The organism is Candidatus Cloacimonadota bacterium, assembly GCA_028706475.1.
Taxonomy (GTDB): Bacteria; Cloacimonadota; Cloacimonadia; order Cloacimonadales; family Cloacimonadaceae; genus UBA5456.
In genome coordinates this window covers 17,642-38,511 of sequence record JAQWBI010000017.1, presented here as the reverse complement: position 1 = coordinate 38,511, position 20,870 = coordinate 17,642, and the positions used below count along the sequence as shown (strand labels likewise).

Here is a 20,870-nt window from a genome sequence, read left to right as displayed (position 1 = left end):
CCGGAAGATAAATCCGAAGATAAAGATAAGTGGCATAAAGGATCTGGGTAGGAAGTTGAAACACGGCAGAATGGTGGATCGGATAGTTGTACGGATGCGGTGGGATTGAAGGGTTAGCACGCAGATTACACAGATTAACGCAGATTTGGACGCGCCAGGGGCACGAGGTTACAAGAACGGGCCAGAGGCACGAGGTACAATAGCACGCAGATTACGCAGATTACGCGGATTTAACGCAGATTGGGCAATAGAACGCAGATCTGACTGATGTAACAGATTAACCCGATTTTGGGGATAAATAACCGGAATTTATCCAGGAAACCAGCAACAATGTGGAAACGGCATCTTGCCGTTTTGCTTCTGTCCACAGATTGACACAGATTATCACAGATTATCACTTAGTCTTTCAACCGCGAAGGCGTAGCCTGTGCATTCAACAGGCCGAAGGCCGATAAACAGGCGCGCAGCGCTGTTCAACAGTGAAGCGAAGCGGAACGTTCAACCGCGGAACGCAGTGAAGCATTCAACCGGTGCGAAGCACTGTCATTAATCATCATTCATTTCTCCATTCTTCATTTGAGGCGACCTCCGGCCGCTATCGATACGATTGGGGTCATCAAAGCTGAGCGAGCGAAGGTTTGGGGTGAAGGCGACGTATCGAACCCACACGCAGCACCGCAGCACTAAGTAACCAAAAAAATACGAACTAAGGAAGAACAGACATTCAAAAAAGTGGTTGACAATTCTTCTGTGAGCTTTTATTTATCCCGCAATATGTAAGTTTATATACAGAAAGGATGTTATTGGGAAAGGAATGCATTTGTTAAAATGGATTTTTTGTGGCTTTATAGCCGAATCTTTATTTGGGTAGGTTTTTGAAACCGCAGGTAGGTGATTATGTGCGTTTTGAGAGGTAGGTTTTTAGCTTTGGGGAGTAAATGGGAGAAAGATAAGCTTGGGAAATGGGGTTTTTTCTTATTGGACATCCTCATTGTGCTGTTTTCCTTTCTATTTGTCGCAAAGATGCGCAATGGGACTCGAGTGATTATCGCAAATTACTGGCGTTCGCTGATCCCCTTTACCATCATCTGGATAGGTTCTGGCGTGTGGGGCTTGAAATACTCGCTGAAGACCATCGACAACGGCGCTGAACTGCTGAGGCGTATGTTCAAGTGCAATACCGTAGCCATTTTGGGTATCTTGATCCTGATGTACATATTCGGCAAATTTCACTATTCCAGATACATCGTATTGGGCACCATCCTCACTGTGGGGGCGATCGAGCTCTTTATCTTTATCGGATTGTACTACGCATTCCGCTTTCGCAAAGAAAATAGCGCTTTTGCCTCCACCAGGCTGCTTACCCGCTCCAAAGAGATGGAAAACTTGCAAAGCCCGAAGTTCTACCTGGAAGAGCAGCTACAGATCCCGACGATCTCCAGTGAAGCTTATATCCCGCCCTTTGCCACCGCCATTCCCGAGGACAGCATCATGGTGGCACTATTCAAGGACTATCTGGGCGAGAATAATGAGTTACTGAGCTTCATTAATGACTTTGTGGATATCAGCCGCTTCAGCCGGGCAAAGACTTTGGTGCTGGATAGCGAAACTCTCTTCAATATCCAAAATGAACCGGAGAGCAGCCGTCATCTATTCATAAATTTGCACAAGATCAACGATTTTCGGCGCTTGAACGCTTATTTCATCCGGGTGAATCAAATGCTGGCACCGGGTGGAGTATTCATCTGCAAAGGACAGACCATCACCGAGCGAAAGCACGACTATTACCAGCGATTCACACCATATCTGGGCAGAGTGTTATACTTCCTGGATTTCCTCTTCAGACGTGTGATGCCGAAGCTGCCGGTCTTGCAAGGCTGGTATTTCGCATTGACCAAGGGGCACAACCGCGCGTTATCGGAGACGGAGATTATGGGGCGCCTCTATTTTTGCGGATTTGACCTGATTCACAAGCGCGAAATTGGTGGCATGATGCACTTTATCCTGCGAAAAAGCCGAGAGCCCAAGGAAGACACAAATCCCACCTACGGACCTTTGATCCGCCTGAAGCGTAAGGGGTTGAACGGGAATACGATATATGTAAAGAAATTTCGCACAATGCACCCCTATAGCGAGTATCTGCAAGCATATGTGCATGCAACGAACAATCTGCAGGAAGGCGGTAAATTCAAGGACGATTTCCGGGTGACATCCTGGGGTAAGATCATGCGCAAGCTGTGGATAGATGAACTACCGCAGTTCCTGAATTTCTTTGCTGGAGAGCTATCTCTGGTGGGAGTGCGAGCGCTTAGTGAGCATTACTTTAGCCTCTACCCACCTGATATGCAAGAGCTAAGGCTTAAGGTTAAACCGGGGCTGCTACCACCCTTCTATGCTGATATGCCCGGTACCTTCGATGAGATAGTGGAGTCTGAACGCCGCTACCTGATGCAAAAGCTTGAAAAGCCACTGGCGACAGACTGGAAGTACTTCTGGAAGGGTGTGTGGAATATACTGGTAAAGAGGGCAAGATCGAACTAAATGAGAATTGGTAGTCTAATAGATAGACCTCACGCAGATTACGCAGATCTCGCGGAATGGGTGCTACGCCAAATGAGAATCGACAAGAGCTTCGCGAATAAGAGAATGAGTAATATAATAACATTGAGATTTGAATCTGATACAAAAGGATGATATCATGAGATGGCTTATCATGGTTCTGGGATTTCTTTCTATTAGCTTTGGATATGCACAAGTTTCACCACAGAATGTGTGCGCTACTGCTATAGCAGCGGATGACTTTACCTTGATGTGGGATGAAGTAGCTGGAGCAACGGGATATGAGGTGGAACTTGCTGAGGGTTATTACTTTGATTTCAATGATGATCTACCTTCGGAGTGGAGATATGATAATGCTAATTATAACATTAGTAAAACATATGCGCATTCAATGTCTAGGTATATGGCTTTAGGGCTAGATAGTTACATACGTAGTCCCTATTTGGAGAGTATCAAAGAGATATCCTTCTTTTCCCGATTGGCGGCAGAAAACACTAAAGCCGAAGTAAAAATTCAAGTTTCATCTGATTCTGAGGTTTGGACTGATATTGCTTATTTGATTTGCGACGATAACAATCATGATATTACTATTGATTACAAGGAACACAGCTATACTATCGAAAGCTCGGATGTTCATTACTTTAAGATAAACCGATTCAACGGTAAAGGTTCAGCAGTCCTTATTGATGATCTTCAATACACTTTGAATCATCCAAATGAGACCACGAGCACAAGCACTACGGTAATAAGGATAGAAGATCTTTCTTCCAATACCAATTACACAGTAAGAGTAAAGGGAAATACTTCAAATTCTGAATTCACTAATTGGCTGAATGTGCGCACGCTTGCAGAGAATAGCAACAGCACGGGAAATAGCTCCCTAAGTGGTGAGCCGGTGGTCATGAGATTGAGTCCTGATGGGGGGCAAGTTTATCACAGTGTTACTATTGATCCGAACCAGGCAGGACAGCATCATTATACCGCAGAAGTGGAAGCTATCTCTACTGGATATAGCTATAAGATCAGTGAACAAGGCACAAATGGACTTTTGGGAGCTTACACTATTGAGCATCCAGGTTTTACGTCAAGCGACTGTACTGTGGAAGGTGCAAGCATCACGAACAGCAGTACTGGAGCAGGGAGCAGCAGTTTCGAGATAACGGCTATTGGCAAGGGAAACATCACGATCACTTTGGCAGGTGGGGCTACACTTCCAGTCAGTATCACGGCTTTTGGGATATCTTATGCATCGGAGGGAGTGTGCCACGTAACCTGGACCAGCGCAGCGGAGAGCGGAATGCTGGGTTACTATGTGAAATGCTCAGCAGATTCATTGTGGGAGAATGTGAGCAACGTAAGTAGCCTGATCCCGGCTCACAATGAGTCGCAAACACAATCTTATCTATATGTGCACGAGAATCCGCCTATACCCGGATGGTATTGGTTGGTGGCGGCATTTATGAATGGGGAGGAAGAGCTCTATGGGCCGGTAACGCAGGGAGTTCCTTACGATCCCGGGCACATCACTCCAGTCTATCACAATTCCGTGCTGATCTATCCCAATCCCTTTGGCACGACTGCGAATATGAGATTGGATCTAGAAAAAGCAACTTTAATAAACTACAAGGTTTACAATATCAAAGGGCAGTTATTACAGAGTGGCGTATTGGGACAGTTTCCCGCTGGAAGCAACCAGCGTTTGCTACCGGAGTTTAGCATAAGCGGAAAGCAATTGAGTAATGGAGTGTATCTGCTAAAACTGGAAGGCGATGCAGTTGAACTGCAGACTCGTTTTGTGATCTCGAAGTAGGGGATGCTCGCTGCGCTCGCATTCAAATTAATAATGAAGGAATGAATGAAGAATGATGGCGGTTTGGCCTTCGGTTTGTTGAACGCTCAGGCTTCGCCTTCGCTGTTGAATGCTTGCTGCGCTTGCAGAAGTTCTTAGTGCTTAGTTTCTGGTGATTGAGAAGATCGAGCTGCGGGTTTGTACCTCGTGCTTCCGGCACCTTCTCGTTATCGCACCTCTCCTGAGACGTCAATGAAGAAAACTCCTCCAGGATTTATTAAGCGTTCATCGTTGTTCGTGGGACAAAACCTATCTATCCGAACCATGAATCAACAAAGTAGCAGATGACCCCCATCCCAAACTACGAACTAAGAACCATCTATCGGCAAACTGATGCAGAAGATAGAGCCTTTGCCGGGTTCACTTTTCAGAGAGATTTCACCGCCATGGGCTTCCACGATGTTTTTTACAATGAAGAGACCCAATCCGACGGATTTTTCTTTGCTTCCACCTCTATTCAAGTGTTTGAATGGTTCAAAGATAGATTTCTGCTCCTCAATAGGGATGCCGATGCCTTGATCTTTCACGCAGATATGGGCAAAATTGCCTTTCCGGGACAGGCTACAGTGGATAGTGCTGCTAGCAGGACTGTATTTCACTGCGTTTCCGATCAGGTTGTTCAGCACTTGACGGATCTTCACCACATCGATGTCCAGGAAAAGGTCTTCATCTGTGCCCTGATACAAGATGCTTATGTTGTTTTGTTTGGCTAAGGTCTGATTCAGTTTTACGTTCTGCTTCAGAATCAAATTCAGTTCATTCCGGCTTTTGCTTAACTCCACTTTTCCACTCTGCATAGAGCTGACATCCAGGATGCCATCTACCAGTCGTTGCATGAAGACGGCAGTGTTGTAGATGGTGTTTACTATATCCATTTGATCGTCATTGATACTGCCCACCAGATCAGTCTTCAGGAATTCACTGAAGTTTTTAATGATGCCCAAAGGATTGCGCAGATCGTGAGCAGCCATCCCCACAAAGCGATTGCGCAGCTCTGCCAGTCTGCTGAGTTCGGCATTTGCTTTTGCCAATTGGCGTTGCATGTTCGTAAGGTCGTTATTCAGCTTTGCCATCTCATCCAGATAGAAGCGCTTATCATCGTCGATGGCTTTGTATTCTTGCACATTATCTACTGGTTGAATGAGATAATCTGTTCCCAGTTCCAAGCCGGCTTTTGCCAAAGCCTGGATCAGAATGCTCTGTATTTCTTCCAGTTTACTGGATTCCAAGAATAGTTTCGGAGCGTTCATTTGATGCCCTCAAGTAGGGAAGATGCCACTTTGGAAGCGATGTCCGCATTGGGTGCAAAGCTATCTGCTCTGATCTTTTGCCACAGCGCTGTATCTTGCATGAAGGCATAGCCGCCCACCATGATTTTCAGCGGTTGCAAATCCTTATCCTGGCGAACCAGGGAAACGAGCTCCTCTGCCTTGTGCAAATTAAGAGGGAATGTAACCGATATTGCCAGGAGATCGGCCTTTTGAGCTTTTAGCATGCTTAGGATGGAGTCGTTGGGCATGTTTGCACCCAGGTAGTAGGTGTCCCATCCGTCCAATTCCATGATGTCAGTGACCATGCGCAGCCCTAGTTCATGAAGTTCTCCGTGGACGCATGTGCTTACCACCTTATACTTTGAGGGAGATGCGTTGAACATTCTGGGATACATATGGGCGATCACAAGTTGAGAGACCCCGGTGCAATAATGTTCCTGTGCCACAGAGATTTTGTTGCGATGCCACAGGTTGCCAATTTCGCGCTGAACCGGTTGAATGATGTCCAAATAGATGTTTCTGAAAGGGATGCCATCATCGATGAGTTGGTCGATGTATTTCAGGGCTTTGCGCTTCTGAGCACTGAGAAGAAGCTCTTGATATTGCCTGGAGCGTTCGGCATATTCTCCTGTGCTTTCCTGCGTGAAGCTGAGATCGGGAGCGTCATCTAAAACCAGCTTTGCAGCAGAACCAGTTAAACGTTTTACAAATTCTGCTGCAGGATGATCCAACAAAGGGATTAGTACATCGCCCATCACTCTGAAGTGCTCGGAGAGACCCTGCATACCCAGTCCCAAGGATGAGAGTAAGATGCGAAGCCAGATAATGTAGTTTTCCCATAGACCGGTTGATTCGATCATTAGGGATTCGGCCAGATACTGCAGGTTGTAGAGGGTATCCTGCCGGCATTTATCGATCTGATACCCCGTGTAATCCTGATACAGATAGATGCCACCTTCCTGCATAATGCGCTCTGCGATGTGCTCGCGCTGAGATTTGATATATTCCGCGGCTTCCATGTAGTTGTGGTGTTGCATGGCGACCCCCTCGATCATATTCATATGTATATTATATAGCTTTGATGCGCTAATGTCAAGCACAATCGTGAGATAACCGGTCAGAGGCATTGATATCGCTCGCACAAGCTCCCAAAGGAGTTCTAAGCTTGTAAATCCTAGTCCTTTAGTGCTGCACTTGGTGTGATGTCCGCCGAAAAAAGAAGTAGTTTTTCCTGCAAACCAAGAGCTTCTAAGCGGCGCTTCCGTATTAATTGTTTGGGGATTATCTTGATATGAAGCAGATATAATCGGGTTATCATCTAGTGATCACTGCTTTATAATGGCTTTACAACTGCTTTATCACAGCTTGGAGCATTGAGAAAGCGAATCGCGGCAGGTATCGGTTCACTAAAGCTCGCATTCCTGCGAATATTGAACGAATGATGAATAACTATAATTTCTCACGAATGTTCGCACTTCTCGCTGCAATAAGTGACCTTCAATTCTTAGAAGAATATTTAGCTCCTCAGGAGCTTTTTTTTTGCCCAAAAAACCTCATCCAGAATCTTGCAGGAAGGCTGGATAACACCCATGCAGAGGTGCTATACCGGATTTGTCCCAGTGCTGTCCTCTATATAGTATATGAGGAGATAAATTTCCTATAGATCTTTGAAGCATATAGAGTGATTATGTGATGTGATATTCTGCTTTTTTTTTGGGGGGGAATGCATCACACGTGCTATACCATTTATCACGGATGCATTACCCAAAGTCCAAACCATCCTTCACAAAATCACACATAGCTGGATATCCTAGCTGTCTATGGCATCAGTACCTTTTCGAGCTAAAATTGTGAAAGCTGGGGAAAAAAGCCTTGACACGACCTAACCTGCTATGTATCATTATGTTACATTGGCGACTGTCGACAACGATGAAACACAAAATACAAGGAGAAAAAACATGCTAAAGATTGAAACCATAATGAAGCTGGACATCCTTGAACAGAGAATTGGCAAAGCTGTCTTGATAGATTTCTTGCATACACACTTGGACAGATTTCGGGATACTGAATCTGCGATCTCCAAAGCCATCGACTATGCGTTTAGCACAGATCCCGGCAGAGGAGGATACCTGATCGTTGCCCTTGATGATGATAAACTGGTTGGTGCAGTGGTGATGAACAACACTGGTATGCAGGAATTTATCCCAGAGTATTATCTCATCTACATCGCCGTAGATGCAGAACAAAGGGGCCAGGGGATTGGTACAAAGCTACTACAGAAGACTTTTGATACCGCAGATGGGGACATAGCCTTGCATGTGGAATACGATAATCCTGCCAAGCGGCTCTATGAACGCTTGGGCTTCACCACAAAATACGCCGAGATGCGATGGCAGAGGAGCAGATAATGGCTAGTTTAAAAGTACATATCGATCGCTTGACCGAGAACATCGAAACCATCACCGCCTTCATGCGTAAACATGGTAAAGAATGGACTCTGGTAGTGAAGGTATTGGGAACCGATAAAGCTGTTTTGACGCGTTTACTACAGCATGAAGCGATATTGGGCACTCATTCGGTCGCTGTATCTCAATGGAAGGGTTTGCGCATGGTAAAAGAATTGAATCCAAACCTTCGAACCATGTATATCAAGCCGCCATCACCAAAGAATGTAAGCTATATAGTAAAGTATGCAGACATCTCTTTTAATACTACTTTCAGCACCATCAAAGCTTTAAGCGATGAGGCTGTAAAGCAGAATAAGACTCACAGCGTGATTGTGATGATTGAAATGGGAGAATTGCGCGAAGGGATCAAGCGTGAAGGTCTGATACCTTTTTACAAGAAAATCTTCAAGCTGCCCAATATCCAAGTGATCGGTATCGGGACAAACTTGGGTTGCATGTATGGCATTCAACCCACTTATGATAAACTGATCCAATTGGTACTGTATGATCAGTTGATAGAAGCAAAATTCAACCGTGCGATGGAACTGGTAAGCGGAGCCAGCAGTATCACGATGCCCATTCTGGATAAAGGCAAAGTGCCGGAGGGAATCAACCATTTCCGGATAGGAGAAGCGGCCTTTTTGGGTACTTCTCCCTTGGATAACAAACCGATTTTGGGTTTGAATACTGGAGCCTTTACCTTCGAAGCTACGATTGTGGAGCTATACAGAAAAGAGAATCAACCTGATGGAGTGATAACAGATGCGGCAGTGGGACATATTGCTGGTGATTCTGATATTACTTCAGACAAGTCCAGCTTTAAAGCTATCCTGGATTTTGGAGTGTTGGATGTAGATGCGGATTATCTGATTCCGGAAGATCCCGACATCAGTTTCGTCGGTAACAGCAGCGATTTGACAGTGTACGATCTGGGGGACAATCCCCGTGGATATAAAGCAGGGGATACGATACGCTTCAGATTGAAGTATATGGCAGTAGCAAAACTGATGTATTCCAGATTTGTAGATAAAGTAATAATTGAGAAAAGCTAAAGAGCCGGACAATCGCTGCAACGCGATCATCTGGCCCTAATACAAAATGGGATTTAGGAGTCCTTGCTCTCCGCATTGTCGATATCCGCTTTGGGTTCGGTAGTTTCTTTATTCTCTTTGTTTTTCTTTTCGTTTCTTAGGCGGTCCAGTTGGGGTTTTACATGGGTTTCGTAGCAATCCGGACAGATGGAGTGAGAGAACATGGTGTCTGTATGATCGCTGATGTAACCTTCCACTTCCTGCCAATAGTTCTTATCGGCTCTGATCTTTTTGCAATAGGAGCAGATGGGCAAGAGCTTTTGCAGGCTTCGGATCTGAGTAGCTGCATTTTCCAGCGCTTGACGTTGTTTTTCCATGCGTAGAGCGGATTTCACTCTTTGGATTAGCTCCAGATTAGAAAACGGTTTGCTGATATAATCCATTGCGCCTAGCTCGAAACTGCGGGCAAGGGGCTCCATATTGTCATCCAGGGAGGCAGCGGTAATCATAATGATGGGGATATCCGCAACCTGAGGATCTTGTTTGACGCATTCCAACACATCGTAACCGCTGAAGCCGGGCATCATGATGTCCAAAAGCAGCAAATCAGGACGGTTATGGGTAATCTCTTCCATCATGGTCTTGCCACTGAAGAAGAGTTTCATGTTTGAGAAGCCAGCCTGATTCAGAACTGTCTTGATCAGTTTCAGATTGATCTCGTCATCATCGGCAATATAAATGAGCATGTCTTTGATTTCTTCGAATGTGTACATTCCCTACCTCTGCTTTTTTTGACTTTCGGCGTAGATAAACATTTCTTCCAAAGTGTTATACTTGTCGAACAGATCTATAGCCTGCTGTAATTGATTATCTTGCGAAATGGTGATTTTGTAGGCTTCCAAGTCACCATGGACTTTGCGCACAAGTTCGCTTTTAATGCTATTTTCAATAAAGCTGCGGGTACTGTCCAGATCCGCAGCCGTGTAGCTGATGTCTTGACTGCGGACATAAGTGAGGAATTCATCCATCAGTGCGGGTGTTATCTGAGGAGACAAAGATATCTGACGATTGTGATCCACCAGATAGTCCACGGCGAAATTGAAGAAGCTATTGTTCCGACGTAGCTCTACTCCAAAGCGTGAAAGCAGGTCGTTTTCCACTTCGATATCGGGGCTGATACCTCCACCGCCGAAGACCTTACGGCCTTTTTCGGTGTAATATACCTGGCTGTGGTTATCTTCATCTTCCTGTTTCAATTCGCTATCGCTTACTTCCTTGCCGGTAAGCAGTTTATCATTGGTCATTTTGTGGATGCAGCGTCCGCTTTTGATGTAGTAGTAAGATGTGGTTACTTTCACGCCATTGCCGTTGCTAAGCGGGAAAAGCTGCTGCACGCTGCCCTTGCCAAAGGTGTTTTTGCCCATCACCAAGCCTTTATCCCAATCCTGCAAACTGCCTGCAAAGATTTCGGAAGCGGAAGCTGAGGCTTCATTGACCAGTACCACGATGGGGTAGTTACGTTCTTTAGTTTTGTATCTGGTATGCAATGCGTCGTTACGAGTGCGGCCGCGGGTTTCCACCACGAGTTTGTTGTGACCAATGAATTCATTCACAGTATCTACTGCTTGATCCAGCAGACCGCCGGGATTGAAGCGGAGGTCTATGATAAGTCCGCGGATTCCTTCGTTTTCCAGATCATTTAGAGCAGCACGTAATTCTGAAGTAGTATTCTCATTGAACTGGCTGATGCGGAGGTAACCTACACCATTGTCCAATTTAAAGCTGTAGGGCACACTCTTGATCTTGATGTTTTCACGGATGATGGTAAAGTCTATTGGTTCGGGAATTCCCGGTCGTGAGATAGTGATGATCACGGTGGTACCGACATCTCCACGCATCTTCTTGATGGATTCATCGGTGGTTACTCCAACGATGCTTTCGCCGTCTACTTTGATGATTTTGTCGCCGGCAGTGATGCCCATTCTGTAAGCGGGAGTGCCTTCGATGGGTGATACCACTGTAATATAATCGCCGATTTTATCGATCTGGATGCCCAAGCCACCGAAAGAACCTTTGGTGCTTGTAGTGAAATCCTGGAATTCATCGCGTGTAAAATACGTGGTGTGGGGGTCGGTGGAGCGTAACATGCCTTTAATCGCTTCTTCCATCAGTTCCTCATCGGAGAGATCGGTTACATAATTCTGTTTCAGCTTCTGCAAAACCTCCACGAAAACCTGCAATTGGTTGTACACATTACCCTGACCGGGTCGGTTTTGCGCAAAGGCATTGGTCGCGATCAGCAGCAGAGTGGCGGTAAGAATCCACACTCCAGCAATCGTGATAAGAGCTTTTCGCTGTCTTGGCTTCATGCTTTATCTCCTAACAGAACTTGTATTCGATTAATGATGTCCCGGTTGATCTCTTCCGGAGCCTTTTGGGCATTGATTACCATATAACGGGATGGGTGTTTTTTGGCAATAAATAAAAATTGCTCGCGTACCTTTTGGTGAAAGGACAGATCTTCTAATTCCAGCCTATCCAGTGTACGGTTACCGATGCGGGATAACCCCACTTCCGCGGGAAGATCAAGCAAAATAGTGAGATCCGGCACCGTATTGAAAGTGGCGAAAGCGGTTAGAGCATCAATTACATCGTAATCCAGGCTGCGAGCCGCTCCCTGATACGCATAGGTGCTATCATAATAGCGATCTGAGATCACGATCTTGCCAGCCTCTAGCGCGGGTAGGATCAATTCTCCCGTATGTTGCGCCCGGGAAGCGTTGTACAGCAAGAGCTCTGTTTCAGGAAGCATCTCTGCACAGAGGGGATCCAACAGGATGTTGCGGATGGCTTCGGCAATAGGAGTTCCCCCTGGTTCACGCGTGGTAATATAGGGTAGATGAAGCTCCTCAAGGTATTTTACCAGCAGTTTTACCTGAGTACTTTTGCCGCTGCCTTCAATGCCCTCGAATGTGATGAATAATCCTCGCATCTGCTCTCCTTAGATGATGGTGTCGTGCATATAGTGGAGGTCGTCGCGTTGAGGTTGATCAATCAGATAATGCGCTCCCCGGCTTTCTTTTCGGGATAGTGCGCTGCGGATCACAGCTATGGCAATCACCGCCATATTCCTAGTTTCCACTACTTCCCTGCGCACGGCATTGTGTTGATAGAAGTTATTAATTTCGTTGTAGATATTCTCCAAACGTGATAAGGCATACTTCAATAAGCGCCGGGAGCGGCGAATGCCAACATATCCTTGCATGATGGTGCCGATAATCTCGCGGTTGTGGCTGATGATAACCCATTCGTTGGCGTTGAAATCTCCCATCAAACGCCAGGAAGGTATTTTGGGGAATTGTACCTCATCATCCATCGAGGGGTGATTTGCGGCGTTGTATGCAACTACCAAGGCTTCCAAAAGAGAGTTTGAGGCTAGACGATTGGCTCCGTGCAAGCCAGTACATGCCACTTCACCAGCGGCAAAGAGATTGCGGATATCCGTGATTCCGTCGATGGTAGAGATCACTCCGCCACAGAAATAGTGTGCTGCGGGAGCTACAGGAATAGGCTGGAGACTGAAATCAATACCACGTTCGCGCAAGCGACTGTCAATATAGGGAAAATGCTTCAGAAGTTTTTCTTTGGGAATTCCAGTCGCATCCAGCCAACAGAATTTCTCACCTCGGCGTTTTAATTCGCTATCTATGGCACGACTCACAATATCGCGAGGGGCCAGATTACCCTTCGGATGATAATGTTCCATGAAGGGACTGCCGTCACTTAGTTTCAGGATTGCCCCCTCTCCGCGCAGGGCCTCTGTGATCAGGAAAGTCTCGCCTTCTGAGCTCCAAAAGGCGGTGGGATGAAACTGCACGAATTCCATGTTGGCCAGTCGTCCACCTGCCAAGCGCGCCATCGCCATGCCGTCTCCAGTGGCTACATCGGGATTGGTATTGTGGTTATATACTTGTGCCGCACCACCAGTGGCAAGCATCGTTTTACGGGCTTTGAAGATGTCCACTTGGTTGTTCGAGGAATCCAGCACATAGGCTCCCCAGCAGGAAATTCCAGGAATGAAGCCATCGTCGTTTGTAACGTGATGCTGGGTTATCAGGTCTATGGCAATGCGGTTTTCATAGATGTCGATGGAGGCATTTTGACGGCATTGAGAGATGAGGGCTTGCATGATCTGATGCCCCGTGCTATCTGCAGCGTAGGCTACCCGGCGGTGAGTATGGCCTCCTTCCATGGTGAGGGAGAGGTTTTCCAGCCTCCGGTCGTAGGTATCGTCTATTCGAGTAAAATCTGTACCTAAATCGATGAGATATTGGATCAGCTTTGGGCCTTGCTCGATGATCTGACGGATCACTTGTTTTTTTCCCAGTTCAGCCCCTGCGGTGAATGTATCTTCAATGTGTTCGGCAAATGAATCGGTGGCATCCAATACGGCTGCGATGCCTCCCTGGGCATAATCTGTATTGCAATCGTAGAGGCCTTTTTTGCTTACGATGGCTACTTTCCCTTTATTTGATGCTTGTAGAGCAAATACCAGGCCGGCTATGCCGCTGCCCAGTACCAGATAATCATATTCGTATGTCATATATTCTCCCGTGAGATTTCGGGAAGTTTCATGCCCATAACAATGGCGTCTTCCGCGGGATGGTCATAATATTGTTTTCGTGTGCCCAAAGCTAGGAAACCGTGTTTGGTATAAAGCTTCAGCGCGATTTGGTTGCTTTTACGCACATCCAGATAGAAATGGCAGCAACCTTCTGCTGCCAATTTGTCAAGGCTGTGTTTGAGCAGGTAATCACCATATCCTAACCCCTGTAAGCAAGGATCGATGGCAAAGTTCAGTACCATTGCTTCATCCAGGACTTTGTGGTAAAGGATGTATCCACACAGGCTATCATCCACTTCCAGTACCCAAGACCGCATGGAAATGATATCTTCAAAAGCCTGTTTAGGCCAGGGATCGGTGAAAGCACGACTTTCGATCCCGACCACCGCATCCAGATCTTCTTTTTTCATATCACGCATTACGCGCTTCATTATTTTACATCTTTTCCGGAGCGGAGATTCCCATCAGGTTGAAGACTATTGCCATCACTTGTTTGGTAGTATCCAAAAGCATCAGTCTGGCTTGGGATAGTTCTTTGCTCTTGGTGCTCACGATCTGATAGCGAGCGTAATACTTATGAATCATTGCAGCTAGTTCTTCGATATATGTGGCCAGGCGATGTGGCTCTCTGTGAATGGCGATAAGAGTAAGCAATTCCGGTAGGTCACTCAGTTTCTGGATGATCGCCAGTTCCTCAGTTTTATTTAGCTTCGAGAGCAGCTCTTGTTTAAAGTTCTTGGGCCATATCTTATCTTTCTTTGCCTTTTTGATGATGCTGCAGATGCGGGCATGAGCGTATTGGCAATAGTACACGGGATTTTCGTTGTTTTGTTGCATGGCCAGTTCCAAGTCGAAATTTAAGTGCGCATTGGCCTTTCTGGCTATGAAGAAATAGCGTGCGGAGTCTTTTCCTACCACGTTTATAAGATCGTCCATGCTGATGATCTTTCCAGCGCGTTTACTCATCTTTACGCGCTCACCGCTTTCGAATAGGTTTACCTGCTGCAGGAAGATGATTTCCAGTATCTTATCGTCGTAACCCAAGGCTTGGAAAGCGGCTTTAATTCTGGGTACGTAACCGTGGTGATCCGGTCCCAGTACATCGATCAGAGTATCAAATCCACGTTGGATCTTTGTGAGATGATATGCCAAATCGGGTACAAAATAGGTAATAGACCCGTCTGACTTCATCAATACTCTGTCTTTGTCATCTCCGAATTTGGTGGAAGCAAACCAGATGGCATCGTCTTTCTCGTATGTACAATCGGCTTCGGTTAGGTAGGAAAGCACTTCTTCCACCACACCTTCGGCCCTTAGTGTCTTCTCGGATACCCAGCCCTCAAAGGTTACATCGAAGCGCTCAAGAGAGAGCCGTTGCATTTCCAAGAGTTCATTTAAGGCATATTCCTTCAGATGATCCATACGATCCTTTTCTGTCATCATAAAGATGCGCACGCCCTCGGTAGCGTTCAGCTTTTGAGCCAGATGCACTACATAGTCTCCGTGATAGGCTTCATAAGGGAATTCACCTATGTTTTCTCCATGCAGTTCACGCAAACGCAATTCCAGCGATTCTGCCAGAATATCCACTTGATTACCAGCATCATTCACATAGAATTCCCGGGAAGGGAGGTATCCCACTTTTTTCATGACACGGTAAAGCGTATCTCCAAAAGCTGCAGCACGGGCATTTACGATATTCAGCGGACCCGTGGGATTTGCACTTACAAATTCCAGCAAGACTTTTTCACCTTGGCCGAAATCTGCATCAGCATAGTTTTCGCCGGCTTCACGGATGTCCCAGAAGATCTTTTGGAAGAAGCTTGGTGCCAGATAGAAATTGATGAAGCCGGGTCCGGCAATCTCGATCTTTTTGTAGTTCTTGTTCTTCTTCAGTTCTTTGATGATGCTTTCAGCCAGACTTTTGGGAGATTTCTTGTTTTCCTTGGCCAGCACCATGGCACAGTTCGAGGAGTAATCTCCGTGCTCGGTGTTGTTCGGTATCTCTACAGTAAACTCTTTCTCATGAGAGATACCCATTTTTTGCAGGCAACCGGTCAGATGATCGTGAATAATGTCCTTGATCATTGTATTTCCTCTTCGGGGTTACGGTTTCGCACTTTATCGAATAGTTCATCAATCTTATAATAATCTCGGGTCTGAGGTAGAAATATGTGCACTACCACGTCTCCGATATCAATCAGGATCCATTGGGCAGAATCTATACCTTCTTTACTAAGTACTTTCAGATGATTCTCTTTGGCCATATCGATCAGATGTGTGGCTATGGCTTTATTGTGCAGATCCGCACTTCCCTCGCACACCACGATCACATCAGTATAATCGGTCTTACCTTGCACTTCGTAAACGCGGATATTCTCGGCTTTTTTAGCCGTCAGCCATTCCAGAATGGCCTCAATTTTGATATTGTCCTGCAATATCTCCTCCAATCTATTTCATAAACTCTTCGTAATCTCGCCCCACGATAATGTCGAATTCGGCATTATGGTACTCGTTTAGGGCACTTGTCCAGCGTTGGATACCAGTCATGCGCTGTAATCTCGATAGATCCTCTTTGTCACCTTTACGTATCACAATGATGCTCTTGTCGTAGATGGGCTTCGGAGTGTCGCCAACGCTGATTACATCTATGTTTTTATCCGCCAGGGAGGAAGCGAATTCGGATGCCAGCTGTTCGTAACCGCAACCGTTTAGCACCTGCACCTTGATGGCTGGAAGCTGATCTTCTTCATAGACTTTTGGTAGCGCAGCATCTCCACCCGCTCTGGATATCACTAGATACACAAGTGTGGCAAGCACCACCGAAATCACCAGATACCATATCCATGCTTTGGAGTACCACTTTTTTTTACCTGCACTATTTGTCAAATCGAACGGTTCATTCATCGTTTTTTGCCAGCTTCCGGATGCGGCTGCACAGACGTTCATAACTGATCTCGAAAGCCTCTGGTATTACCCTTTCTCCGGACACTACAGTCATAAAATTACTATCCCCGTTCCAACGCGGAACCATGTGGATGTGGAGGTGCTCAGCAATGCCAGCCCCGGCTGCAGTCCCGAGATTGATGCCGATATTGATGCCATCGGGATTGTAGGCTTCCCTATAAGCTGTTTCACAGATGCAGACCAAATCGCAGGCTTCATGCCACGTTTCTGTATCCAGATCGTTTATGTTGCTTACATGCAGATATGGGACTATCATCAAGTGTCCGTTGTTGTAAGGATAACAATTGAGCATTACATAGCAATACCTGCCCCGGTAGAGGATCAGATTCTCTTCATCATGCTCTGTGTCTTTTGCTCTGCACATCACACAATCTTCGGGCTTTTCGCCCAGGATGTAATCCAAGCGCCAGGGAGAGTACAGGTATTTCTTATTCATAATCCTCTTCTTCAATCACGCGGGAACCGAATTCCAGCATTTCGTGTTCTTTAATGAAGCTATCAACTATGATATTGTGTCCCAAAAGGATACTGTCGTTCGAGATTACAGAGTTTTGGATGATGCAATTGGGACCTAAAACTACACCGCTTTCGATGGTGCTATGACCCTTCAATACACAACCCTGACCGATCTCAACATCCGCTTCGATGACAACATCGTCTCCTATATGAATGGTTTGAGGATTATGCATCATCACTCCGTTATTCAGCCATTTCTTACGGATTTTATCCAGATACACATCTTCCAGATAAGCCAGTTGCTCCTGAGAGTTAACTCCGGAAACCTCCATAAGGTCTTTCAGAATTACATTTTCCACCATTCCCCCAGCATCATATAGAATGCCTATGGTATCGGTGAGATAGTACTCTTTTTGCTCATTATTGTTATTGATCTTGCTAAGCGCGGCAAAGAGTTTCTCCGCTTTGTAACAATAGATGCCGGTGTTGAACTCCTTGATCTCACGTTGCATGGGGCTGGCATCCTTGAATTCCACTATACCGCGAATGTGCCCATTATCATCACGCAACATACGGCCATACTTTCCAGCGTCTTCCAGCACGGCGGTTAAAACGGTTGCAGCTGCACCGCTTTGTACATGTTTTTCGTGCAGTTGGCGAACTGTTTCTGCAGAGAGCAGGGGAACATCACCACACAGGATCAATACATCTCCTGTAAAGGATGCAAAGCTCTCGGCGGCCATTTGAACTGCGTGTCCGGTGCCCAGTTGTTCTGCTTGTTCCACAAACTCCAACCGCTCATCATCAACCAGGGCAGCTATTACAGTATCCTTTTCCCAACCTACTACCACACAGATCTTTGCGCAATCAAGCTCCAAGGCTGTATTTACAACACGTTGTACCATTGCTTTATCGGCAATGGGAAAGGTCACTTTGGCACGTTCAGATTTCATCCGGGTGCCCTTACCGGCAGCTAATACTATTGCTGCTAGTGGCTTCATGTATATCCTCCAGGCAAGCTGTAGAGCAGCTCACGCATAGTTCTATTATAGACCGGGTGGATGGCATCCGGCACAAGTTCACATAGCAAAAAGAGGGCAAATGCTCTGTTTTGCAGATCACTGTGTGGAATACACAACTCACTCTCGTTCATGATGGTATCATCGGCAAGCAGTATGTCTATATCTATAACTCTGGGACCCCATTTTTCTGTGCGAATGCGTCCCATTCTTTGTTCGATGAGCAGAAGCTTCTCCAGCAGAACATTAGGTTCCAAGCTACTTTCCAGCTCCAGAACCATGTTATAGAAGTCACCCTGATCAGTTTTTCCGTATGGCTTTGTTCGTAAGACTCGGGTTTCGCGAACGATGGAGGATTCCGCCAAGGCGGCAATTTCTTTACATGCTAGTGCCAGTTGCATGGGAGGATCCTCCATGTTTGACCCCAATAGCAGATAATACTTCATCAGCGCTTTCGGAAAACCTCTACTTCCACGCTCCTCAGGCTGCCCTGAATGGGTACGGATGGCTTTTGAATTCGGATGCTGAGGCTCTCAATGAGACGGTATTCTGATAATAGCCGATCTGCAATACTGTTCGCACAACACTCTAGAAGCTGAAACTGCCGGGATTCCATGATCTCTTTGATATCGGCATAGACTTTGGTATAATCCACAGTATCTTCCAGGCTACGGATGTGGGCGTCCAACTCGGGATCTGTATACAAAGTACTGCTTACGATAAAGCGTTGCCCCAGTTTGCGTTCTTCATCATGAACGCCATGATAACCGTAGAAGACCATCTCATTCAAGTGGATTTTCACAATTTCCTCACAATCTCGATTTTTAACTTCTTCCCCCAGCGATTATCGCAGAGGCGGATAATAAAGAAACTAAGCGCCATAGAGGCAAATGCAAGAATTATACTGCTGAGTTCGTTCATCCATATATTAGCGAGTAAAAACCCTATAAACAAAAAGACAATTGGTACAATGAAGATCAAGAGGCTTGCCAATACTCTGCCAGAGGGGGATATTTCCAGCTCTACGCTGTCTCCGATTTCCAGCTTCAGAGAGCTTTCCAGTTCCAAAAAGGCGGCTTTCCCTTTGCTAAAGCACAAGCCATGCATGGCGCAAGACTTACATCCGTTTCCGCGCTGCAGTTCCACAACGACGGTGTTTCCACTTACAGATGTCACAATCCCAGTATCCTGGATTTCCTCCGGGCTCATTGGGAATTCCTCATTTTATCTATTATATTTGTGCTGGAAAGACCTTCAACGAAATTCAGACTTTTAACGATTCCTCCGGATGTCAAAACTATATCCGCACCAACAATCTGATCCGGACGCCAATCTCCTCCCTTCACCAAGACATTTGGTTCCAATGCTTTAATGAGTTCATAAGGAGTATCTTCATCAAACACGCAAATAAAGTCTACAGCACTCAGACCCGCCAAAACGATCGCCCTATCTATTTGGTTATTTACCGGACGTGAGTTCCCCTTTAGTCTCCTCACCGAGGCATCGCTGTTTAACCCTACTATCAGAATGTCTCCCAAAGCTTTGGCTTCACGCAGATACCTCACGTGGCCAGCATGTAAGATATCGAAACAGCCATTGGTAAACACAAGCTTCTTTCCGGCCTGTCGCTCTTGCCTGCATATGAGTAGAGCTTCTTCAAGTTTTAGAATCTTGTCTTCAAGCCCGGGCATAATCCAATATTTCCTTGATACTGGCGGTGGCTGTGCCCATCTTGCCGCATACTACTCCAGCCGCGTGATTGGCAAAGCGTGCTGCGGTAAGAATGTCCTCCCCGGATGCGAAGGCAAGCCCAAGTGCGCTTATCACAGTGTCTCCGGCTCCGGAAACGTCATACACTTCTCTGGCGCAACTGGGTAAATGTAACATCTGGGATTTGGCACTGAAGATGTACATTCCTTTGGCCCCATGTGTCACCACCAGATACTTGCATCCCAGTTTTTTTTGCACTTGTGCTGCTCCCTCGAAGAACTCTTCATCACTCTCAAAGTGCCGTCCTAAGTTGCTTTGCAGCTCTACATAATTGGGTTTGAATATGTCTACTTTGCAGTAACTGAAAAAGTTTTTTTGTTTGGGATCTACTGCTACTAGTACGTTATGTTTCTTGCACAGTTGCAGAGTGGAGGTGATTAGTCCCTCGTTCAGAAGACCTTTGTTGTAGTCTTCTATTATCAACAAATCGCTGTGCTCCAGCTTATCTCGTAATAGCTGCAAGATTGTGTCTTTGCTCTCCGGTGAAGCATCAATTCTGTCTTCAATATCTATGCGCACAATTTGTTGATTCACTGCTCCGATTCTTGTTTTAATAGTTGTTTTCCTACCCTTCTCTGGGATCAATCCTGAGGAGTTCAAGCCATGTTGTTTAAACAGTTTCTTTAGAATCCTGGAATTGGATCCGGTACCCATCAAGCCGATGGGAAATACCTCTGCTCCCAGTGATGCCAAGTTCAATGCGACATTTGCTGCTCCACCCAAGCGGTATTCTTCCCGGTTAATCTCAATCACCGGGACAGGCGCTTCAGGAGATATCCGCTGGACTTTACCCCAGAGGTAGCAATCCAGCATCATGTCTCCCAATACTATGGTTTTAAGACCCTTTATACGTGTGCCAAGCTCTTGAATATCCATT

The 20,870-nt window shown here is 46.0% G+C and carries 21 protein-coding genes; 4 read left to right on the top strand and 17 right to left on the bottom strand.

The annotated features are described in order from the left end of the window. The first annotated feature begins 897 nt into the window (after positions 1-897). Both PHF32_04790 and PHF32_04785 read left to right on the top strand, forming a co-directional pair. On the top strand, positions 898-2,541 hold the full coding sequence (locus PHF32_04790; protein ID MDD4560043.1) for a sugar transferase: 1,644 nt from the start codon (positions 898-900) through the stop codon (positions 2,539-2,541). 157 nt (positions 2,542-2,698) lie between these two features. Beyond that, entirely contained in the window at positions 2,699-4,369 is a 1,671-nt protein-coding gene (locus PHF32_04785; GenBank protein MDD4560042.1) for a T9SS type A sorting domain-containing protein, read from the top strand. Between the two features lie 347 nt (positions 4,370-4,716). On the opposite strand, the gene PHF32_04780 is transcribed toward PHF32_04785, so the two are convergent. Further along, a complete protein-coding gene (locus tag PHF32_04780; GenBank protein MDD4560041.1) occupies positions 4,717-5,658 on the bottom strand; it encodes a HAMP domain-containing sensor histidine kinase in 942 nt (313 codons plus the stop codon). Continuing rightward, a complete protein-coding gene (locus PHF32_04775) occupies positions 5,655-6,716 on the bottom strand; it encodes a cobalamin-dependent protein (GenBank protein MDD4560040.1) in 1,062 nt (353 codons plus the stop codon). The genes PHF32_04780 and PHF32_04775 overlap by 4 nt, the downstream gene beginning before the upstream one ends. A 921-nt stretch (positions 6,717-7,637) precedes the next feature. On the opposite strand from PHF32_04775, the gene PHF32_04770 reads away from it, so the two are divergent. Together PHF32_04770 and PHF32_04765 are read left to right on the top strand one after the other, a co-directional pair. Next, positions 7,638-8,087: a GNAT family N-acetyltransferase gene (locus PHF32_04770; protein ID MDD4560039.1), complete on the top strand. Its 450-nt coding sequence runs from the start codon at positions 7,638-7,640 to the stop codon at positions 8,085-8,087. Continuing rightward, positions 8,087-9,178 carry an alanine racemase gene (locus PHF32_04765; protein MDD4560038.1) on the top strand — a complete coding sequence of 364 codons (1,092 nt, stop codon included), beginning with the start codon at positions 8,087-8,089 and terminating at the stop codon, positions 9,176-9,178. The genes PHF32_04770 and PHF32_04765 overlap by 1 nt, the downstream gene beginning before the upstream one ends. Before the next feature lie 53 nt (positions 9,179-9,231). Here PHF32_04765 and PHF32_04760 read toward each other — a convergent pair whose 3' ends face one another. From PHF32_04760 to rfaE1, 15 genes are read right to left on the bottom strand one after another with little or no spacing between them, the layout of a single operon-like run. Further along, entirely contained in the window at positions 9,232-9,930 is a 699-nt protein-coding gene (locus tag PHF32_04760) for a response regulator (protein MDD4560037.1), read from the bottom strand. Between the two features lie 3 nt (positions 9,931-9,933). Further along, entirely contained in the window at positions 9,934-11,526 is a 1,593-nt protein-coding gene (locus PHF32_04755; protein ID MDD4560036.1) for a S41 family peptidase, read from the bottom strand. Then, the gene (tmk, locus tag PHF32_04750; GenBank protein MDD4560035.1) at positions 11,523-12,149 is read right to left on the bottom strand and encodes a dTMP kinase; all 627 of its coding nucleotides are present in this window, start codon (positions 12,147-12,149) and stop codon (positions 11,523-11,525) included. The genes PHF32_04755 and tmk overlap by 4 nt, the downstream gene beginning before the upstream one ends. A 9-nt stretch (positions 12,150-12,158) precedes the next feature. Next, the gene (gene nadB / locus PHF32_04745) at positions 12,159-13,760 is read right to left on the bottom strand and encodes an L-aspartate oxidase (GenBank protein ID MDD4560034.1); all 1,602 of its coding nucleotides are present in this window, start codon (positions 13,758-13,760) and stop codon (positions 12,159-12,161) included. Next, positions 13,757-14,212 carry a ribosomal protein S18-alanine N-acetyltransferase gene (gene rimI / locus PHF32_04740; GenBank protein MDD4560033.1) on the bottom strand — a complete coding sequence of 152 codons (456 nt, stop codon included), beginning with the start codon at positions 14,210-14,212 and terminating at the stop codon, positions 13,757-13,759. The genes nadB and rimI overlap by 4 nt, the downstream gene beginning before the upstream one ends. Positions 14,213-14,216: 4 nt before the next feature. After that, entirely contained in the window at positions 14,217-15,869 is a 1,653-nt protein-coding gene (gene argS / locus PHF32_04735; protein MDD4560032.1) for an arginine--tRNA ligase, read from the bottom strand. Further along, a complete protein-coding gene (gene rsfS, locus PHF32_04730; GenBank protein ID MDD4560031.1) occupies positions 15,866-16,219 on the bottom strand; it encodes a ribosome silencing factor in 354 nt (117 codons plus the stop codon). The genes argS and rsfS overlap by 4 nt, the downstream gene beginning before the upstream one ends. Positions 16,220-16,232: 13 nt before the next feature. Then, positions 16,233-16,688 carry a LytR C-terminal domain-containing protein gene (locus tag PHF32_04725; GenBank protein ID MDD4560030.1) on the bottom strand — a complete coding sequence of 152 codons (456 nt, stop codon included), beginning with the start codon at positions 16,686-16,688 and terminating at the stop codon, positions 16,233-16,235. Next, on the bottom strand, positions 16,681-17,184 hold the full coding sequence (locus PHF32_04720) for an HIT domain-containing protein (GenBank protein MDD4560029.1): 504 nt from the start codon (positions 17,182-17,184) through the stop codon (positions 16,681-16,683). Before PHF32_04720 ends, PHF32_04725 begins: the two co-directional genes overlap by 8 nt. Next, positions 17,177-18,205 carry an NTP transferase domain-containing protein gene (locus PHF32_04715; GenBank protein ID MDD4560028.1) on the bottom strand — a complete coding sequence of 343 codons (1,029 nt, stop codon included), beginning with the start codon at positions 18,203-18,205 and terminating at the stop codon, positions 17,177-17,179. Before PHF32_04715 ends, PHF32_04720 begins: the two co-directional genes overlap by 8 nt. Then, positions 18,202-18,669, bottom strand: coding sequence for a 2-amino-4-hydroxy-6-hydroxymethyldihydropteridine diphosphokinase (folK, locus tag PHF32_04710; protein ID MDD4560027.1), 468 nt, complete (start codon positions 18,667-18,669; stop codon positions 18,202-18,204). Before folK ends, PHF32_04715 begins: the two co-directional genes overlap by 4 nt. Further along, positions 18,669-19,025: a dihydroneopterin aldolase gene (gene folB / locus PHF32_04705; protein MDD4560026.1), complete on the bottom strand. Its 357-nt coding sequence runs from the start codon at positions 19,023-19,025 to the stop codon at positions 18,669-18,671. The genes folK and folB overlap by 1 nt, the downstream gene beginning before the upstream one ends. Continuing rightward, positions 19,022-19,432 (bottom strand): SoxR reducing system RseC family protein, encoded by a 411-nt coding sequence (locus PHF32_04700; protein ID MDD4560025.1) that lies wholly within the window; start codon positions 19,430-19,432, stop codon positions 19,022-19,024. Before PHF32_04700 ends, folB begins: the two co-directional genes overlap by 4 nt. After that, positions 19,429-19,914 carry a D-glycero-beta-D-manno-heptose 1-phosphate adenylyltransferase gene (gene rfaE2, locus PHF32_04695; protein MDD4560024.1) on the bottom strand — a complete coding sequence of 162 codons (486 nt, stop codon included), beginning with the start codon at positions 19,912-19,914 and terminating at the stop codon, positions 19,429-19,431. The genes PHF32_04700 and rfaE2 overlap by 4 nt, the downstream gene beginning before the upstream one ends. Next, positions 19,901-20,869 carry a D-glycero-beta-D-manno-heptose-7-phosphate kinase gene (gene rfaE1, locus PHF32_04690; GenBank protein ID MDD4560023.1) on the bottom strand — a complete coding sequence of 323 codons (969 nt, stop codon included), beginning with the start codon at positions 20,867-20,869 and terminating at the stop codon, positions 19,901-19,903. The genes rfaE2 and rfaE1 overlap by 14 nt, the downstream gene beginning before the upstream one ends. Position 20,870: the final 1 nt, after the last annotated feature.

Excerpts from the sequence above, each read along its gene's own strand:
- PHF32_04790 (MDD4560043.1), top strand. The coding sequence starts at position 898 with ATGTGCGTTTTGAGAGGTAGGTTTTTAGCTTTGGGGAGTAAATGGGAG.
- PHF32_04785 (MDD4560042.1), top strand. The coding sequence starts at position 2,699 with ATGAGATGGCTTATCATGGTTCTGGGATTTCTTTCTATTAGCTTTGGA.
- PHF32_04780 (MDD4560041.1), bottom strand. The coding sequence starts at position 5,658 with ATGAACGCTCCGAAACTATTCTTGGAATCCAGTAAACTGGAAGAAATA.
- PHF32_04775 (MDD4560040.1), bottom strand. The coding sequence starts at position 6,716 with ATGCAACACCACAACTACATGGAAGCCGCGGAATATATCAAATCTCAG.
- PHF32_04770 (MDD4560039.1), top strand. The coding sequence starts at position 7,638 with ATGCTAAAGATTGAAACCATAATGAAGCTGGACATCCTTGAACAGAGA.
- PHF32_04765 (MDD4560038.1), top strand. The coding sequence starts at position 8,087 with ATGGCTAGTTTAAAAGTACATATCGATCGCTTGACCGAGAACATCGAA.
- PHF32_04760 (MDD4560037.1), bottom strand. The coding sequence starts at position 9,930 with ATGTACACATTCGAAGAAATCAAAGACATGCTCATTTATATTGCCGAT.
- PHF32_04755 (MDD4560036.1), bottom strand. The coding sequence starts at position 11,526 with ATGAAGCCAAGACAGCGAAAAGCTCTTATCACGATTGCTGGAGTGTGG.
- tmk (MDD4560035.1), bottom strand. The coding sequence starts at position 12,149 with ATGCGAGGATTATTCATCACATTCGAGGGCATTGAAGGCAGCGGCAAA.
- nadB (MDD4560034.1), bottom strand. The coding sequence starts at position 13,760 with ATGACATACGAATATGATTATCTGGTACTGGGCAGCGGCATAGCCGGC.
- rimI (MDD4560033.1), bottom strand. The coding sequence starts at position 14,212 with ATGAAGCGCGTAATGCGTGATATGAAAAAAGAAGATCTGGATGCGGTG.
- argS (MDD4560032.1), bottom strand. The coding sequence starts at position 15,869 with ATGATCAAGGACATTATTCACGATCATCTGACCGGTTGCCTGCAAAAA.
- PHF32_04725 (MDD4560030.1), bottom strand. The coding sequence starts at position 16,688 with ATGAATGAACCGTTCGATTTGACAAATAGTGCAGGTAAAAAAAAGTGG.
- PHF32_04720 (MDD4560029.1), bottom strand. The coding sequence starts at position 17,184 with ATGAATAAGAAATACCTGTACTCTCCCTGGCGCTTGGATTACATCCTG.
- PHF32_04715 (MDD4560028.1), bottom strand. The coding sequence starts at position 18,205 with ATGAAGCCACTAGCAGCAATAGTATTAGCTGCCGGTAAGGGCACCCGG.
- folK (MDD4560027.1), bottom strand. The coding sequence starts at position 18,669 with ATGAAGTATTATCTGCTATTGGGGTCAAACATGGAGGATCCTCCCATG.
- PHF32_04700 (MDD4560025.1), bottom strand. The coding sequence starts at position 19,432 with ATGAGCCCGGAGGAAATCCAGGATACTGGGATTGTGACATCTGTAAGT.
- rfaE2 (MDD4560024.1), bottom strand. The coding sequence starts at position 19,914 with ATGCCCGGGCTTGAAGACAAGATTCTAAAACTTGAAGAAGCTCTACTC.
- rfaE1 (MDD4560023.1), bottom strand. The coding sequence starts at position 20,869 with ATGGATATTCAAGAGCTTGGCACACGTATAAAGGGTCTTAAAACCATA.